At 65.8% G+C, this 18,573-nt stretch carries 2 protein-coding genes and 1 pseudogene; all 3 read left to right on the forward strand.

Going from position 1 to position 18,573, the window contains the following annotated elements; translation table 11 throughout:
- Window positions 1-221: 221 nt before the first annotated feature.
- The 3 genes and pseudogenes from ACWEQQ_RS12795 (at window position 222) to ACWEQQ_RS12805 (ending at window position 18,437) form a co-directional block, all read left to right on the forward strand.
- The gene (locus ACWEQQ_RS12795; RefSeq protein WP_452348303.1) at window positions 222-902 is read left to right on the forward strand and encodes a hypothetical protein; all 681 of its coding nucleotides are present in this window, start codon (window positions 222-224) and stop codon (window positions 900-902) included.
- Window positions 903-1,042: 140 nt separating this feature from the next.
- Window positions 1,043-1,789, forward strand: a pseudogene (locus ACWEQQ_RS12800) (IS3 family transposase); the annotation flags it as partial.
- 295 nt (window positions 1,790-2,084) lie between these two features.
- Complete coding sequence (locus tag ACWEQQ_RS12805) at window positions 2,085-18,437, forward strand: amino acid adenylation domain-containing protein (protein ID WP_452348304.1); 16,353 nt, start codon at window positions 2,085-2,087, stop codon at window positions 18,435-18,437.
- Window positions 18,438-18,573: the final 136 nt, after the last annotated feature.

An 18,573-nucleotide genomic window follows, 5' to 3' on the forward strand; every position in this document is an offset into this window, starting at 1 on the left:
CGCCTACGGCGACCAGTTCACCTTCTGAAACCGACCGGATCTGGTCGGGTGGGCGGGATCCGGCACCGTATGTGACCGAGTGGCCAGATGCGTTTGCAGGTATATCGGTGCAGGTAGCATGGGCTGCGCCCTCGCGCGTTGCGCACGATGTCGCGCTGCGGGGTGTCTGCTGCACGTCCGGCCCTTCTCCAGATCTTCCCGACCACGTGAGGAGTTCGACGATGACGACTGTGGCACCATCCAGTAACTGGCCTCTCATGCTCGGCAGCGCAGCGGTGTTTCCCGCCCAGGGCGGCGCCGTGCTGAGAGCACCGTTCATCCTGGTGGGCGACTCGGAAATGACGGCTGTCGATCTCGGCGCCTTCGCTCGGCAACTCGACGGCCCGAGGTACTCGTTCCGGGAAGCGCTGCGCGCCGCCGGCGCCGATTTGATCCTGGTGTCGCTGGGCATCAGTGACACCCTCGACGGCGGCGCCCATGCCAGTGTTCAGGAGGTCCTCTTCCGCGCGATCGCTGAGCGCCTGGGCTCGACTCCGCTCACGGTCTGCGGCATCGGGCGCGGAGCCCTGCAACTGCGCTACACCCTGGCAAGGTTCGAACTCGACCGCATCGACCACCAGGTCAGGGCCTTCGTGTCCTACGCCTGCACCACCCCGACGGCCGCGGAGGCCGGCGCGCTCGACAGGGTCGGCTCCTGGCCGGTCATGCCTCGCAAACTCGAGGTCGCAGGCCCCGGCATCAGCGCGGACTCGTTCGACTACGAGAACAGCGATTTCGACGACCTCGTTATCGGCGCGGTGGCCGACCGGGACCCGCTGTTCACCGAAGAACTGGGCGCCGACATCATCGAGCAGACCCTCGGCCTATATGACGTGAGCGGACGGGATGGGGAGAGCCGGTAACGACCTCATCAGAGGCGGACACGATCGGGGCACCGACCGGTAATGCCGCATACCGCGGGGTGCCGGAAGATCAACGAGCAGAGCGTCTCACGGCCGTCGGCAGTGCGCATGCCGAGTTGAGGGCGTTCAATCCGGCAACCGACGAGGCGTATCGAGCCGACGCGTTGTTCGACGCGCACCGCGATGACCCCGAGTTCGGCTATCGGTTTCTCGCCGACGAGGCCCGCGAAGTCGGCGAAACGATGAGCGAGCGGACCGCGTGGCGGATCTGCTCGGCCAATCGGTGGTGGAGCGCGTTCGGCAAGCCCCGCCGCGGCAAGAACAGCAAACCCGGGCCACCCGTTCATGACGATCTGGTGCGACGGAACTTCACCGCCGATGGACCGAATCATTTGTGGCTCAGTGACATTACCGAACATCGCACCAGCGAAGACAAGCTGTATCTGTGTGCGGTCAAGAACGTGTTCTCCAACAGGATCATCGGTTACTCGATCGATTCGCGCATGAAGTCCCGGCTGGCGGTGACCGCGGTGGACAATGCCGTCGCCCGGCGTGGTGAGGTGGCCGGTTGCGTTCTGCACACCGACCACGGAAGTCAGTTTCGCTCGAGGCGCTTCGTCCACGCGCTCAACCGTCATGGCGTGGCCGGATCCATGGGCCGCGTCGGCGCGGCCGGCGACAACGCCGCCATGGAGAGCTTCTTCAGCCTGCTCCAGCGCAACGTCCTGGACCGGCAGCGATGCGATACCCGCGGGCAATTGCGGATCGCGATCGTCACCTGGATCGAACGCACCTACCATCGCCGACGCCGACAGGCCCGGCTCGGCCGGTTGACCCCGATCGAATTCGAAACCATCATGTCCCCAGCAGCCCGACAGACTGCCTAACCACTGTCACCCAATTCTGCAGCAGCCCCGGTTCAATAAGTCCCGGCTGATGCACCGGCTCGGTCGCCGACCACCGGTCGAGTACGAAGCCGACTACTATTCGACCTCCTTCGAAAAAACCGGCCGGAGACAGATAACCCGGTGTGCACGGAACCCTGGGAGATTCACGGCAGCCGGTCCAGCCCGCGTGCGTGCTCCGCAGGCGTAGCTGGGTCCAAGGCATGTGGTCGGAAGTGTGCTCCGCTAGTGTCAGCGCACCCGTGGGTTCGAATGTGAGAGGAAATGCGTTACTCGGATGGATAAGGTTCGTCGTACTGTTCGAGGTCGCGTTCGTCGCCGGTCGGGTAGCCCGCTGTTCGTGCAGTTGCTGACCCGGGCGGTCGAATGCGCGGCCGAATCGATCGCCGTCAGCTATAACTCGACCGGCGAACCTGGAGATCAGCGCGAACTCACCTATCGGGAGTTGGACGAATCCTCGTCGCGGCTGGCGCGGGAATTGATTCATCGGGGAGTCGGGCCCGGCGATGTTGTCGCTGTCGGGTTCACGCGGTCCGTCGAGTCGATTGTGGCTGTGTGGGCCATTGCCAAGGCCGGCGCGGCCTATGTGCCTACCGATCCCACTCTTCCACCGGAACGCAGCGCGTACATCGTCACCGACTCGGGGGCGGTGCTGGGTCTTACCGAGTCGACGCATCGGGAGCGGCTCCGCAAGGGGATCGAATGGCTCGAACTCGATGATCCAGTCGTGGCGGCGCGGCTCTTGGCGTGGCCCGCGCATCCGGTCTCCTATGTCGACCGGCTGCGCGCGCTGACCGATGAGCATCCGGCGTACGTCATCTACACCTCGGGGTCGACCGGCCGGCCCAAGGGCGTCGTGGTGACCCATGCGGGTCTGGCGCCGCTGGTCGACGCCGCGCGGGAGCGCTATGCGGTGGATGGCGGTTCGCGGGTGCTACATGTCTGTTCACCGAACTTCGATGTGTCGGTGCTCGAATTGCTGCTGGCGTTCAGCTGTGGCGCGACGCTGGTGGTATCGCCGGCGACGGTATTCGGTGGAGTGGAGCTGGCCGAGCTGGTGCGGCGAGAGCGCGTGACACACATGCTCATTACGCCGGCGGCGTTGGAGACCGTGGACCCGGACGGGCTCGAGTCGCTGCGGGTTGTGGTCGTCGCAGGTGACTCGTTCGGGCCCGGGCTGGTCGAGCGGTGGGCGGCCGGGCGTTCGTTCTTCAATGGCTATGGGCCGACCGAGGCCACTATTCTCGCGACGAGTAGCGCGGAGATGACGCCTGGCGAGCCGATCACCATCGGCACCGCGGTTCCGGGCATCGGTGCGGTGGTACTGGATTCGCGATTGCGGCCGGTGCCCGCCGATGTGGTTGGTGAGCTTTATCTGTCCGGGCCCGCATTGGCGCAGGGCTATTTGGGTCGGCCCGGGCTCACCGCGGAACGGTTCGTGGCCAACCCCTTTGGTGGGACAGCGCGGATGTATCGGACGGGCGATTTGGTTCGCCGTCGGCCGGACGCTGCTCTCGAGTATGTGGGGCGCTCGGATTTTCAGGTGAAGATTCGTGGCTTCCGGATCGAGCTCGGAGAAATCGATGCCGCGCTGACTCGTCATTCCGATATCGAATTCGCGGCGACGATCGGTGCGGTCGCGCCTTCGGGTGCGACCGTGTTGGTCTCGTATGTCTTGCCGCGTAACGGGATAACTGTCGATTCGGGAAGCCTCGCACGGTTCGTCGGCGACTCGTTGCCGGCGCACATGGTGCCGTCCGCGATTGTCGCGATCGACTCGATTCCCTTGACCCCCAACGGAAAACTGGATCGGCGGTCCTTGCCCGATCCGCTGTTCGAGGCTGTGGTGACGAGGGATCCGGTGGGCCCCGTGGAGACCCAGCTCGCCGAGATCTTCACCCAGATTCTCGGAGTGCAGGTCGGCGCGGAGGACTCGTTCTTCGCCGCCGGTGGGGACAGCATTCTGTCGATTCAGCTGGTATCGCGGGCCAGAACCGCCGGTATCCTGTTCACCCCGAAGGATGTGTTCGAGCATCGCACGGTGGCTGCGTTGGCACGGGTCGCAGTGGTCGGGGCTGAGCCGGTGGCAAGGCTTGCGGAACTGCCGGGCGGTGGTGTCGGGGAGATTCCGTTGACGCCGGTGCTCGCGGCGCATCTGGCGGAGGGGCGGTCGTTCGGCCGGTTCACCCAGCAGATGGTGCTCGCGTTGCCCGAACACATCGACCGGGCGAGTCTGGTGGCCACGCTCGCCGCGGTAGTGGCCCAGCACGACATGCTGCGTGCACAGCTGCGGTTCATCGCCGGGAAATGGCAGCTTCTGGCGTTGCCGCCGGAGGCCGTGGATGTGGAGGCGTTGCTTACCCGCATCGAGGTGCCGGCAGGTCTCGGCATCGACCTCCTGTACGACAATGCCAGTGCCGCAATGAATTCCGCCCTCGACTCCCTGGCACCGGCCGAGGCGCGAATGGTCGCCTTCACCTGGCTGTCCCGCCCCGACGGCCGGGACGCGCTGATTATCGCCGCGAATCACTATGTGATCGACGGTGTTTCGTGGCGCATTCTGATCTCCGATCTGGTGAACGCCTGGGCGCAACACCGGAACGGGCAACGGATCGCCCTGCCCGGCGTCGGCACATCGTTCCGGCGTTGGGCACATGGTCTGGTCGAGGCTGCAGCGGACCGAGCCGACGAGCTGCCGTACTGGCGTCAGGTGCTGGCGGTTGCCGATCCTCCCTTGGGGGCCAGGGCTTTCGACCCGACCGCCGACACCGCGGAAACGGTGCGGCATTTCAGTATCCAGGTGCCGACCGATGTCACCTACGCGGTGCTCACCGAGTTGCAGACGCTATACCGGGGTGGAGTCAACGACGGCATGCTCGCCGCGTTGACGTTGGCGGTGCGGTCATGGCGTGCGAACCGAGGTATCGATATCCAGGCAACGCGGATCCGGCTCGAGGGGCACGGTCGCGAGGAGCCCGTCGTCCCCGGTGCCGATCTGAACCGCACTGTCGGTTGGTTCACCAGCATGTATCCGGTGGTGCTCGATCTGTCCGGTATCGATGCCGCCGCCGCATGGCAAGGCGGCGCGGTGACCACGGCAATGCTCAAGGCGGTCAAGGAACAGCTGATCGCGGTGCCGGACAACGGCATTGGTTTCGGCATGCTGCGGCATCTCGACGCGAACACGGCGGGCGAGCTCGATGGTGCGCTCGGCCAGATCGGATTCAACTACCTCGGCCGGATTTCCACGGGCGAGGTGCCGCAGGCGCTGACCGATGGGAGTTGGCTGCCGACCTCCGAGTGGGGTGAGCCGAGCGCCGGCCAGGATCCGGCGATGCCCGCACTCGCCGTGGTGGACATCAACGCCATTGTTACCGATACTGACTGCGGCGCACAGCTTTCCGCGTCGTTCGCCTACGCTTCCGAAATTCTCGATGAGGCGGCTGTCCGCGAACTGGCCGAATACTGGGTGGCCGCGCTGACCATGCTCGCCGAGCATGTGCACGATCCGGCGGCGGGTGGCCTGACGCCGGTGGATGTTCCGCTCGTGCGCATCACGCAGGAGGAACTCGATTTCTGCCACCGGGAGCACCCCGGTCTCGTCGATATTCTGCCGCTGTCGCCCTTGCAGCTCGGGCTGCTGTTCCTGACGCAGGTTTCGGAACACTCCGACCCTTACCTGTTGCAGTGGGCAATGGAATTGTCCGGCGCGATCGATCTCGATCGTCTGCGGCGAGCGGCTCAGGTGATGCTGAACCGCCACGCCGTCTTGCGAACCGCATTCGGATCCACGGCCGATGGTACTCCGATCCAGATCGTGTTCGAGCACGTGGACGTACCGTGGCGGGTCATCGATACAGAGGAATCCGATCCGTCCGCACTGCTGGCGGTCGAACAACGTCTCGGATTCGATCTCGCGGTCGCGCCCCTGCTGCGATTCGCGGTGTACCGCACCGAATCCGGCCGTGTCCATCTGTTGTTGACTGCGCATCACCTGCTGCTGGACGGCTGGTCTATGCCTTTGCTGATGAAGGAACTCCTGGTTTCCTATGCGGCAGGTGGCGATTCGGCGATCCTGCCCGGTGTCCGGCCGTATCGGGACTATATCGCTTGGTTGGCCCGGCGCGATCGGGACGCCGCGCTGAACACATGGCGCGAGGCTCTGGCTCGGGTCACGCCGACTTGTCTGGCGGCCAGTGTGGCGTCGCCCACCCAGTCGGGCTCCGGTCACGGGGTGTACGTGGCCGATCTGTCGACCAACGAGACAGCGCAGCTGCTGGCGTTCGCCGCGTCGAACGAGGTCACAGTCAATACTGTCGTCCAGGCAGCCTGGGGTCTGGTGCTCGCGGCCTGCCTCGAGCGCGCGGATGTCGTCTTCGGCACGGTGGTTTCCGGGCGTCCGCCGCAACTCGATGGTGTCGACGGTATGGTCGGCCTGTTCGCGAACACTATTCCGGTTCGAGTTCGGTTCGATGTCGATGAGCCGGTGTGGAAATTGCTGAGTCGGCTCCAGTCCGAGCAGGTTTCCCTGCTCGACTGCCATCACCTCGGACTCGCCGAGATCCAGCGTACGGCTGGTGCCGGTGAATTGTTCGACTCCCTGCTGGCGTTCGAGTCCTATCCCGTCGACGCCGACGGGCTGCGCCATGCCTACGGCACGATCGACGGCTTGGAGATCACCGATCTGCGAGCGGTCAACTTCACCCATTATCCGGTGGCTGTCGAGGTCCAGCTGGGCTCGCAACTGCGAATCGCGGTGCAGCACAGGCGCGATCTGGTGACCACCGCCATGGCGCGGGCGCTGGGGGACCGGCTGCGCCTACTGATCGGCGAATTCATCGCGGCCCCGGAGCGTACGCCAGCGGAATTGGACACTCTGTTCGACGCGCGTAACGACCTGATCGCGCAGACACGGTACTGGCGGACCGCGCTTGCGGGGCTGCCTGACGAATCAAACCTGCCCGCGGATCACCCGAGGCATAGGGAAGCCTCAACCGTGCCGACCGGTCGCGTCTCGTTCGAGATCGGCGCAGCATTGAACCGGCATGTGCGGGAACTCGTGCAGACTTGGGACACAACCGTTTTCGCTGTTGCACATGCGGCCTTCGCGCTGTTCCTCGCACGGCTGTCCGGTACGGATGATATCGCGATCGGCACCCCGGTCGCCGCCGATGGATCCGCGAATACGCTGGTATTGAGGACGAAGGTGCAGTGCGGGGCCTCCTTCGAGGACTTGCACGCGAACGCGAAAGAGATCGCCCTGCAGGCATTCGCGCGAGCAGACCTGCCTTTCGACGGACCGGCCCAGTCGATGCTTTCCGTCGGAAACCAGTTCCCTGTCGAGGTCCAGCCCTCCGACCTGCACCTCCATATCCAGGAGGACCTCGGTGCAGCGGAATTCGCGTTCGCTACCGATCTCTTCGATCGGCGCAGCATCGAGGTCTTCGCCGACCGATTCCGCCGACTACTGGCGGCCGCCGTCCAGCGACCCGAGCATCCCATCGGAGATCTGCCACTGCTCGCCGACGATGAGCTGGCATTGCTGACCAGCGTGCACCGCGACGACGTAATGGCCACGGGGCTGCTCCCCGACCTCCTGACCCGAGGCGTCGATCTGGGCCGTGATCGCGTGGCCGTCCGATACCGCGGCCGCTCGATCAGCTACGGCGAACTCGATACGCGCAGTTCGCAATTGGCCCGTGCGCTGATCGAACGGGGCATCGGCCCGGAGGACCTGGTGGCCGTCGCGCTGCCGCGCTCCTACGAGATGGTGCTCGCAGTGCTGGCCATCGCGAAAGCCGGTGGCGCTCATGTTCCGATCGATCCCGGATACCCCGCCGAACGAATGCGGCACATGGTGGCCGACTCGGGCGCCATGCTGGGCATCACCAACTCGGCATACACCGACCAACTGCCGGACGGGCCCGACTGGCTGCTGCTCGACGATTCCACGACCGAGAAGTGCTGCGATGCCCAACCCACCACGCCGCTTACCGACACGGATCGCCGTGCGCCGCTGCGGTTCCAGCACCCTGCGTACGTCATCTACACATCTGGTTCGACAGGCGTCCCGAAGGGCGTCACCGTAACCCACAGCGGCCTGGGCGGCCTCCTGGACGAAGCCGTCCGCCGCTACCGACTCGAACCGCACCACCGCTTCCTGCACATCTGTTCTCCCAGCTTCGATCCCTCGGTACTCGAATGGCTGTGCGCGTTCTCCGTCGGAGCGGCGCTGGTGATCACGCCGCCGTCGACCGTGGGCGGCGCGGAACTCGCCGACCTGCTGCGCACCGAAGCCGTCACGCACGCCATCATCACCCCGGCGGTGCTCGGCACCGTCGACCCGGCCGGGCTCGATGCGATCGAGGTCGTCTCCGTCGGCGGCGATGTGACGACCCCGGAACTGCTGGCCCGCTGGCAGCCGGGGCGCAGCTACTTCAATGCCTACGGGCCAACCGAGACGACCATCATCTCGTCGTATGCGGAATTGACTGCCGGGCAGCGTATTACGGTCGGGACGCCGGTGCATGGCATGTCCGCGCTCGTCTTGGACACACGGCTGAACCCGGTGCCGCCCGGTGTCGCGGGGGAGCTGTATCTGGCCGGTGGCGGGTTGGCCCGCGGCTACTGGAAGCGGTCCGGATTGACCGCCGGACGTTTTGTAGCCGATCCGTGGGGCGCACCGGGTTCGCGTATGTACCGCACCGGTGATGTCGTGCGCTGGTATGCCGCACCCGGTGAGCGGGACAGCAATGCGACTGTGCCGTCGACAGATTGGCAACTCGACTACGTGGGGCGCACCGACGCACAGGTGAAGGTGCGCGGCTTCCGCGTCGAGCTCGGGGAAATCGACGCGGTCCTGGGCGGACATGACGATGTCGACTTCGCGGTCACGCTCGGGCGAACGCTCTCGTCCGGATCGACGACCCTGGTTTCGTATGTGCTCGCGACACCGGGCAGTACCGTTGACACGGGCCGGCTCGCCGAGTACGCATCCGACATCCTGCCTGCGCATATGATGCCGTCGGCGATAGTCGTAGTCGATGAGCTGCCGCTCACCCCCAATGGCAAACTCGATCGAAAAGCCTTGCCGGCGCCGACTTTCGCGACCACGGTGACACGTGCCCCGCAGGGACCGGTCGAAGCGCGACTGGCCGAATTGTTCGCCCAGGTACTCGGGGTGGCAGCGGTCGGGGTCAGCGATTCGTTCTTCGCCATCGGCGGCGACAGCATTATGTCGATCCAGCTGGTGTCGCGAGCCAAGGCCGACGGGATTGTCTTCACCGCGCGCGATGTATTCGAGCAGCGGACGGTGGCCGCGCTGGCACGGGTAGCCGTCGTGGGCGGCGATGTGACGCCAATGATGCTGGCGGAGTTGCCTGGAGGTGGTGTCGGTGAGATTCCGCTGACGCCGGTGCTCGCCGAATTCCTCGCCGGGGGTTCCTCGGACAGGTTCGCCCAGGCCATGGTGTTGGCGTTGCCCGAGGGTCTCGATCGTCCGGGGTTGGTCGCGACGATCGCGGCTGTACTCGATCGGCACGAGGTGCTGCTTTCCCGAGTGTGGCAGGACACGGGTCGGTGGCGGTTCGAGGGGTTGTCGCGCGACGCGGTCGATGCCGGGGCGCTGGTGGCCGAGGTCGAGGTGCCTGCCGGAACAGGAGGCCTCGAGCTCGCTCTGATCGGTAGTGCCGCAGTCGATTCCACACTGGGTATGTTGGATCCTGCGGGTGGCAGGATGATCGCCTTCACGTGGTTGCGTCGGCCCGACGCGCGCGATGTGCTCGTTGCGACCGCACATCACTATGTGATCGATGGTGTGTCGTGGCGGATCCTGATTCCTGATCTGGCCGTGGCGTGGGCGCAACACTCTGCCGGGCAGCAGATCGTGCTGCCACCGGTCGGTACTTCCTTCCGGCGCTGGGCACACGGCCTCGCAGAAGCGGCCGCTGAGCGTTCCGATGAGGTCGGCTACTGGAAGCGCGTGCTGGCCACTCCTGATCCGCTGCTGGGTGCGCGTGCCCTGGACCGCGCCGTCGACACCCATTCGACCATGCGGTCGATCGCGGTTCCGGTGCCCGTCGAGGTCACCGAGGCAATGCTCACGACGCTGCCCGCGCTGTATCGCGGTGGTGTCAATGACGGACTGCTCGCGGCCCTAGCGCTGGCGGTGCGTGGCTGGCGGGCCCGGCGCGGTATCGATGCGGCGGTCACCCGGATACGGCTGGAGAGCCACGGACGCGAGGAAACCGTTGTGCCAGGGGCGGATCTGACGCGCACCCTGGGCTGGTTCACCAGCGTCCATCCTGTCGCGATCGATCTCTCCGGGACCTCGACCGATCTCTCCGATTCCGAAGCGTTGGCGACCGTGCTGAAGTCGGTCAAGGAGCAGCTACTCGCGGTGCCGGACAAGGGCATTGGGTTCGGCATGCTGCGCCACAACCCGGGAACGGCCGACCTGCTCACGGGCGATATCGGGCAGATCGGCTTCAACTATCTCGGTCGTGCGTCCGCGGGTGTGCCTGCCGACCTCGCCGACGAGAGCTGGTTGCCGACCGCCGATCTGGGCGAGCTCGATTTCGAATACGACCCGACCATGCCCGTCGGCACGGTCATCGACATCAACGCGATCGCCGCCGACACCGCTGAGGGTCCCCGGTTGGAGCTGAGCTTCGGCTACGCGAGCGAGATCCTCGACGAGGCGGCCGTCCAGGAACTGGCCGCCGACTTCTCGGCCGCGCTCACCGCGCTCGCCGATCACGCGGGCCATCCCGCGGCGGGCGGGTTGACCCCGTCGGATGTGCCGTTGGTCCGGGTCACCCAGACCGAGTTGGATCGCTGGCGGCGAGGCTATCCCGCGCTGTCCGACGTGCTGCCCCTCTCGCCGCTACAGGACTCGCTGCGCGTGCTCATGGAGCTGCTGGACGGGTCCGTCGACGCGTACATCATCCAGTTGGCCGCGCAACTGACGGGCGATCTGGACACCGAACGACTGCGCCGGGCCGCGCGGAGCATGCTGAACCGGCACGCGAATCTGCGCTCCGCCTTCGTCCCTGCGGCCGACGGAACCCCGGTGCAGCTGGTGATCGACGACGCCGAGATGCCGGTGCGAATCGTCGAGGGCGTATCCGAAGCGGAACTGCCGCGACTGCTGACCGCCGAGCAACATCTCGGATTCGATCCCACGGTGGCGCCGCTGCTGCGACTTACGGTGTACCACACCGATTCCGGACGTATCCATCTCGTCCTGACCGGCCACCACATTCTGCTCGATGGCTGGTCGATGCCGTTGCTGCTGAAGGAGCTGCTGGTCCTGTACACGACCGGTGGCGATGCTTCGGTACTGCCTCCCGTCCGACCGTATCGCGACTACCTGCGGTGGCTTTCGCGTCAGGACGAGGACGCCGCGACCCGGGCGTGGTCGACTGTCTTGGCGGACGCCGCACCGACCATGCTCGCGCCCGAACTCACCTGGCCCGCCGCATCCGGTCATGGATTCGGCCGCTGCGAGTTCGAGTTGTCCACGGCCGAGACCACAGCACTCACGGAGTACGCGGCCGCGGCCGAGGTGACCGCCAATACGGTGATCCAGGCGGCGTGGGGTCTGGCCATCGCGGGGAGTACCGGACGAGACGATGTCGTCTTCGGAGCGACGATTTCCGGCAGGCCCGCGCAACTCGACGGAATCGGCGAGATGATCGGTCTTTTCGTGGATGCCATCCCCGTGCGGATCCGATTCGGCCGGGATACAACGGTGCGAACACTCGTGGACCGACTGCAAGCCGAGCAGGCGTCGCTGCTGGATCATCACCACCTCGGACTCGGTGCCATCCAGCGCGTCGTGGGGCAGGGCGAGCTGTTCGACACCATGCTGGTGTTCGAGTCGTACCCGGTCGATGCCGAGGGACTACAGCGGGCCAGCGGTGCGCTCGACGGATTGCGGATCGACGGGGTGCGTGCCGACGACTTCACGCACTATCCGATCACGGTCATGGTTTTCCCGAACTCTCGCACACTGGTGCAGGTGAAGTACCGGCGGGACATGGTCGCCGAGCAGACGGCGCAGGCGGTCACCGATCGGCTGCGTAGGGTGCTCGGCGAAATCGTCACGGCACCGGACCATCTCGCGGCCGCGCTCGCGGTGCGGCTCGACGAAGAGTCCGATGACTCGATCGCCCGGTCCCGGTACTGGCGCACCGCATTGGCGGGGCTGCCCGACAGGCTGGAACTGCCGATGGATCGGACACGACCCGGTCCCGGGCTGCGGCCGGATTCGCGTGGACTAGTGGTGTTCTCGGTGCCCGACGATGTGCATCGGGGTCTGCGCGGAGTAGCGGACACAGCGGGCGTGACCTGGACCGCGTTGGTGCGTACGGCATTGGCGGTGCTGCTCGCTCGCCTGTCCGGCACCGGCGATATCGCGATCGGCACACCGGTGCCGGGGCGCCATCGGGCCGAGCTTGTGCTGCGGACCCGTACGGACCTCCGTGCGCGGTTCATCTCCCTTCTGCCCGAGGCCCATCAGATCGAACTACAGGGACTCGCGCACGCGGGTATTCCGTTCGAGGAACTGGTCGAGCTATTGGGAGCGCGGCCGTCGCCGGATCGGCACCCGCTGTTCCAAGTGGCGCTCTCGTTCGACAGCCCAGCGGATGCCGTCGGAGATGTGGCACTGGCCCTTTGGGCCACCGGTGGGAACTCTGCCGAACTACGTGGCGAGATGTCCTTCTCGAGTCGCCTTTTCGACGAGCGCGGCGCGACTCTCTTCGTCCAGCGGTTCGTTCGGGTGCTGGCGGCGGTGGCGGACCGTCCCGAAACGCGGGCCGGCGAGCTTCCGCTGCTGGCCGACGGCGAATACCAGCGCCTGACTCGAATGGGCGGCGGCGTCCCGGCTACCGTCGGTATGCTGCCGGATCTGCTCACCCGAGGAGTCGCCTTCGGACGGGACCGAGTTGCCATCCGTGACGCCGGGCGGAGTTACACCTACGGCGAACTCGACGAGCACTCCTCCAGACTGGCGCGGGTATTGATCGACCGCGGCGTCGCGCCCGAAACCGTGGTGGCACTGGCGATGCGACGTTCCTACTCGATGGTGGCGGCGATATGGGCGGTCGCCAAGGCAGGCGGCGCGTATCTACCGGTCGATCCGACCTATCCGGTGGATCGGGTGCGGTACATGCTGGACGATTCGGCTGCGGCGATTGGCATCACGGTTGCCGAGCAGATGGATAGCCTGCCCAACACGGTCGATTGGCTGGCATTGGACGATCCTGCGGTGTCGGCGCACTGCGCCGCTCAGCCGGTGGACCCCGTGACGGACCGGGATCGTCGTGGGCCACTGCATTTCTCGCATCAGGCTTATGTCATCTACACGTCCGGGTCGACAGGAATGCCCAAGGGCGTCACACTCACCCACGCCGGGCTCGGGGGGCTCGTGGGCCACTCGGTCGAAATCCTGCGGCTGGAACCAGAATCGCGCATGCTGCACGTGTGCTCGCCGAGTTTCGACCAATCGGTCGAGGAAATCACCACCGCTTGCTACAGCGGCGCCACCCTGGTCATCGTCGACCCGGAGATCGTCGGTGGCGACGAACTGCATGAACTGCTGCGGACAGAACGGGTCACACACACGATCATCACTCCCGCGCTGCTCGGCACCGTAGATCCATCCGGCCTGGACGACCTCGAGGTGGTCTCCGCGGGCGGCGAAGCCACAACGCCCGAACTCCTCGCCAGATGGCAGCCGGGGCGTCGGTTCATCAACGGCTATGGTCCGACCGAGGCGACTGTTGGCGCCACCTACACGACTCTGCTTGCGGGACAACGGGTATCGATCGGTTGCCCGGTGCCGGGCACATGGGCGGTGGTGCTCGACAGCATGTTGAATCCGGTTCCCTCGGGTGTCGTGGGTGAGCTGTATCTGTCGGGGCCGGCACTCGCGCGCGGCTATCACCGGCGTGTCGGCGCGACAGCGGAACGGTTCGTCGCGAATCCCTGGGGGCCGCCCGGGGATCGCATGTACCGCACCGGCGATCTGGTTCGGTGGGTCGGCGTGCCGGCCTCCGGGCCGCTCGGCGGCGAACTGGAGTATGTGGGCCGCATGGACTTCCAGGTGAAGATCCGCGGGTTCCGCATCGAACTCGGTGAGATCGACGCTGTGCTCTCCGCGTATCCCGGGGTCGACCATGCGGTCACAATCGGCCGCGAAAACCACAGCGGGGCAGCCATATTGGTGTCGTATGTGGTGGGTCGCGCGCTCGATTCCAATGAGTTGATCCAGTGGGCCGAACGGTCTCTGCCGTCGCATATGGTCCCCGTGTCGGTCGTGGTGCTCGACGAGGTTCCGCTGACTGCCGTCGGCAAGCTCGACCGGAACGCGCTCCCCGCACCCGAACTCGTGGCTCGCACGTATCGGGAACCGTCGACAGCGGCTGAACGGATCGTGGCAGCGGTCTACGCTGAGGTACTGGGTCTGGAACGGGTCGGCGCGGACGACAACTTCTTCGAGCTCGGCGGCAATTCTCTGCTCGCCACGCGGGTGACCGCTCGCCTCGGGATGGCGCTGGATACCCAGGTGCCCGTGCGTGCGTTGTTCACCGCCCCCGCCGTTGCGGGATTGGCCACGGCGCTAGCGAAACTCACCGGTGTGCCGACCCGTCCGGCTCTGATGGCGGGCGAACGACCTGAACGGATTCCGCTGTCGCCCGCCCAACAGCGGATGTGGTTCCTCAACCGGTTCGACACCGAGTCGGCCGCCTACAACATTCCCATCGCAATCCGACTGATTGGTGCGCCGGATGCCGAGGCGATGCAGCAGGCTTTCACCGATCTCGTTGTGCGACACGAGATCCTGCGTACGGTCTACCCGCAGCACGAAGCAGGTCCGGTGCAGGTGATCCTGCCACCCACGGACCCCGAAGTACCACGACTCCAGCTGGGAGTCGCCCACGCGGACGAGGTGGAATCGGCCGTCGCGGCACTGGCATCGACCAGGTTCGACGTCACCGCCGAGGTACCACTGCGGGCCGTGCTGTGGCAGGTCGCCGACGGCGAATTCGTCCTGGCCATGGTCGTCCATCACATCTGCGGTGACGGTTTCTCGGGTGGTCCGCTCACCCGAGATCTGGTGTCGGCATACGTCGCTCGCGTCGAGGGACTGGCTCCCGCCTGGTCGCCACTGCCCGTGCAATACGCGGACTACGCGCTGTGGCAGCGCGCCATGCTCGGCAGTGCGGACCAGCCGGGGTCGCTGGCGGCCGAGCAGATCGCCTACTGGCGTCATGCGCTCGCCGACCTGCCAGATCAGCTGGAACTGCCGCGCGACCGGCCGCGTCCAGCGGTCCAGTCGTTCACGGGCGGCCAAGTCGACCTGCACATCGATGCGCGTACCCATGCGGCGTTGGTGGAGTTGGCTCGGGCGCAGGGCGCGACCCTGTTCATGGTGGTGCACACCGCATTCGCGATCCTGTTGGCACGGTTGTCGGGAACCGGTGATATCGCTATCGGCACGCCGATAGCTGGTCGCGGTGCGGCCGAGCTGGACGATCTCATCGGCATGTTCGTCAATACGCTGGTGTTCCGCACCAGGGTCGATGCGGGTGCGGATTTCACCGATTTGCTCGCGCGGCAGCGTGATGCCGACATCCAGGCCTTCGCTCACGCCGACGTACCGTTCGAGCAGTTGGTCGAAGCGCTGAATCCGGCGCGTTCGACGGCGCGGCATCCGCTGTTCCAGGTGGGTCTGTCGTTCCAGAATCTGGCCCCGGTGAGCATGGAATTGCCTGGCCTCACCATGACGGGATTGTCGACAGATCGGCAGTTGTCGCAGTTTGATCTACATCTGATCGTGGCAGACGGCTATGACAGAGAGGGAATGCCGACGGGTATCGGCGGTGTCCTCACCTACGCCACGGATCTCTTCGACGAGTCGACGGTGCGGGGATTCGCGGACCGTTTCGTGCGCGTGCTGAATGCCGTGATCGCCGATCCCGAGGTACCGGTTGGAGCGATCGACCTGCTCGCGCCGGAGGAGAGTGCGCGAATTCTCCTGGAGTGGAACGACACCGGACACCCGCTCGCTGCTGCCACCTTAGTGTCGTTGCTCGACACGACGGTCGCCGCGACGCCCAACGCCGACGCCCTCGTCGCGGCCGATGGCACCCGCTGCACGTACGCGGATGTGGACGCACAGGTGAATCGCCTCGCACGACAGCTCATCGCCCTCGGCGTGGGTCCCGAATCCCGCGTGGCGGTTGCCCTTCGGCGTTCGGTGAACCTGGTTGTCGCCATGTACGCGGTGAGCAAGGCCGGTGGCGCGTACGTGCCGGTGGACCCCGATCAGCCCGCGCAGCGATCCGACCACATTCTGGAAACAGCGGCACCGATCTGCGTACTGACCGATACCGCTACGGATTTCGTCACCTCCGCCGTGTCGATCGTGCATGTGGACCGACTGCATCTGTCGGGTCTGAGCTCCGCCCCGATCACCGACGACGACCGCATCGTGCCATTGCATGCGGAGCATGCGGCGTACGTGATCTTCACGTCGGGGTCCACCGGCCGCCCGAAGGGTGTCACAATCTCGCACGGCGCGATCGTGAATCAGTTGCTTTGGAAGACAGCAGAATTCGGACTGTCCCGTGACGACTCGATATTGCTCAAAACAGCGGCGACCTTCGACCTGTCGGTGTGGGAATTCTGGTCCGCGGTGGCTTGCGGCGGCCGCCTGGTGATCGCCGCGCCGGACGGGCACCGCGACCCCGCGTATTTGAACGCGCTGATGTCCCGTGAGGGTGTGACCACCCTGCACGCGGTGCCGTCGATGCTCGACGCATTGCTGACCGACCGGCTACCGGACTCGCTGCGCCGCATTCTCGCCATCGGTGAAACACTGCCCGTGGCGCTGGCGCGCCGACTTGCCGAGGTGGCGCCGCAGACGGCACTGTTCAACCTGTACGGCCCGACCGAAGCCGCGGTATCGATTACCAGCCACCGGGTGGCCGACATCGATGCGACCTCTGTGCCGATCGGCGAACCGGTCTGGAACAGTCAGGTATTCGTCCTGGATTCGCGCCTGCGGCCGGTGCCGCTCGGCGTCCCGGGGGAGCTCTACCTGGCCGGTACCCAATTGGCACGCGGCTACTTCGGCCGTGCCGGCCTGACGGCCGAGCGTTTCGTCGCCAACCCATTCCACGCCGGCACCCGCATGTACCGCACCGGCGACGTCGTCGCATGGAATGCCAATGGCGAGCTCGACTATCGGGGCCGCACCGATTTCCAGGTGAAGATCCGCGGCTTCCGCATCGAACCCGGCGAGATCGACGCGGTCCTGGCCACCCACGCCGACGTGGAATTCGCTGTCACGGTCGGCCGGGAAAATCACACCGGTGCAACGGTTCTCGTGTCATATGTCGTGCCTGTCCACAACAGCGGGGTCGAACCTGACCGCCTGATCAAATGGGCCGCACGAGCTTTGCCTTCACACATGGTGCCCACCGACATCGTGATCCTCGACAACGTCCCCCTGACCCCGGTCGGCAAAGTGGACCGCGCAGCTCTCCCCGCACCAGAACTCGCACCCCGCACCTATCGCGCCCCCACCACTGCTCTCGAAACCGCAATCTGCGAGATCTTCGCCGCAGTCCTCGGCCTGGACCGAATCGGTCTGGACGACAACTTCTTCGAACTAGGCGGGAACTCCCTTCTGGCGACCAAACTGGTCGCCCAACTGACCGAAGCGGTAGCCGAACAAGTCCCCGTTATGTGGGCCTTCACCGCGCCCACCCCGGCAGCCATCCTTGCCGAGCTACGCACTCGCGGCTCCGAAACCGAAGGTCCCGACGCGGCGTTCGACATCCTCCTACCCCTGCGTCCCCACGACCCCAATGTCCCTGCCAACCCGCTCTTCTGCATCCACCCCATCGGTGGTATCGCCTGGTCCTTCGCTGGTCTGGCCGCTCACCTGCCCCCCAACCGCCCGATCTACGGCCTCCAATCCCCGGTTCTGAGTTCTTGTGCCCCACTGCCGGGTTCGATCGAGGACTGGGCCCGCCTCTACATCGAACAGATCCGCACGGTCCAACCGGAGGGCCCCTACCATCTCCTCGGTTGGTCCCTGGGTGGCGTGCTAGCCCACGCTATGGCCGTACAACTCCAAGACACAGGCGAGAAGGTCGCGCTACTTGCCATGCTCGACAGCCGCCTACGCAACTCCGCTGCCGGGCCCGTCGCCATCCCGGAGGTGACAGTGACAGACCTCATCGGCGGACTGCTGGGCGACCAGTCCGCCGAACTCGGCCCCGAAATATCCATCGACCTCACACGGCTCCCGCAGCAACTAGCCGCTCTTCCCGAGCCGTTCGCCTCCATCGGAACGGCTCGCATCGAACGAATCGTGAACGCCGCCGCCACCTCGGCATCCCTCGACGCGGTGTATCGCCCACGTTCGTTCGACGGCGACATTGTCTACTTCACTGCGGCCCAGGACGACCCGACGGGAAGCGCGAATGCAGACACCTGGCTACCCGCAGTGACAGGCTCCGTTCTCAACCACCTGGTGCCCGTCACCCACTGGCGGATGACCTCGGATATTGCCCTCGGATACATCGCGGAGGTGGTGGGCGAGTGGCTGTGATGGACGATCACCTCCATGTACGGATGTCGTGTCAGCCGGCTGAATCGTCGAGAAAGCCGCCGATCAGGTCGGCGACGGCCTCGGCGCCCGGCTCGCCCAGTTGGACATGGTCGGTCCAGTATGGCCAGGCCGTTGC

This window comes from Nocardia sp. NPDC004123, assembly GCF_053603795.1.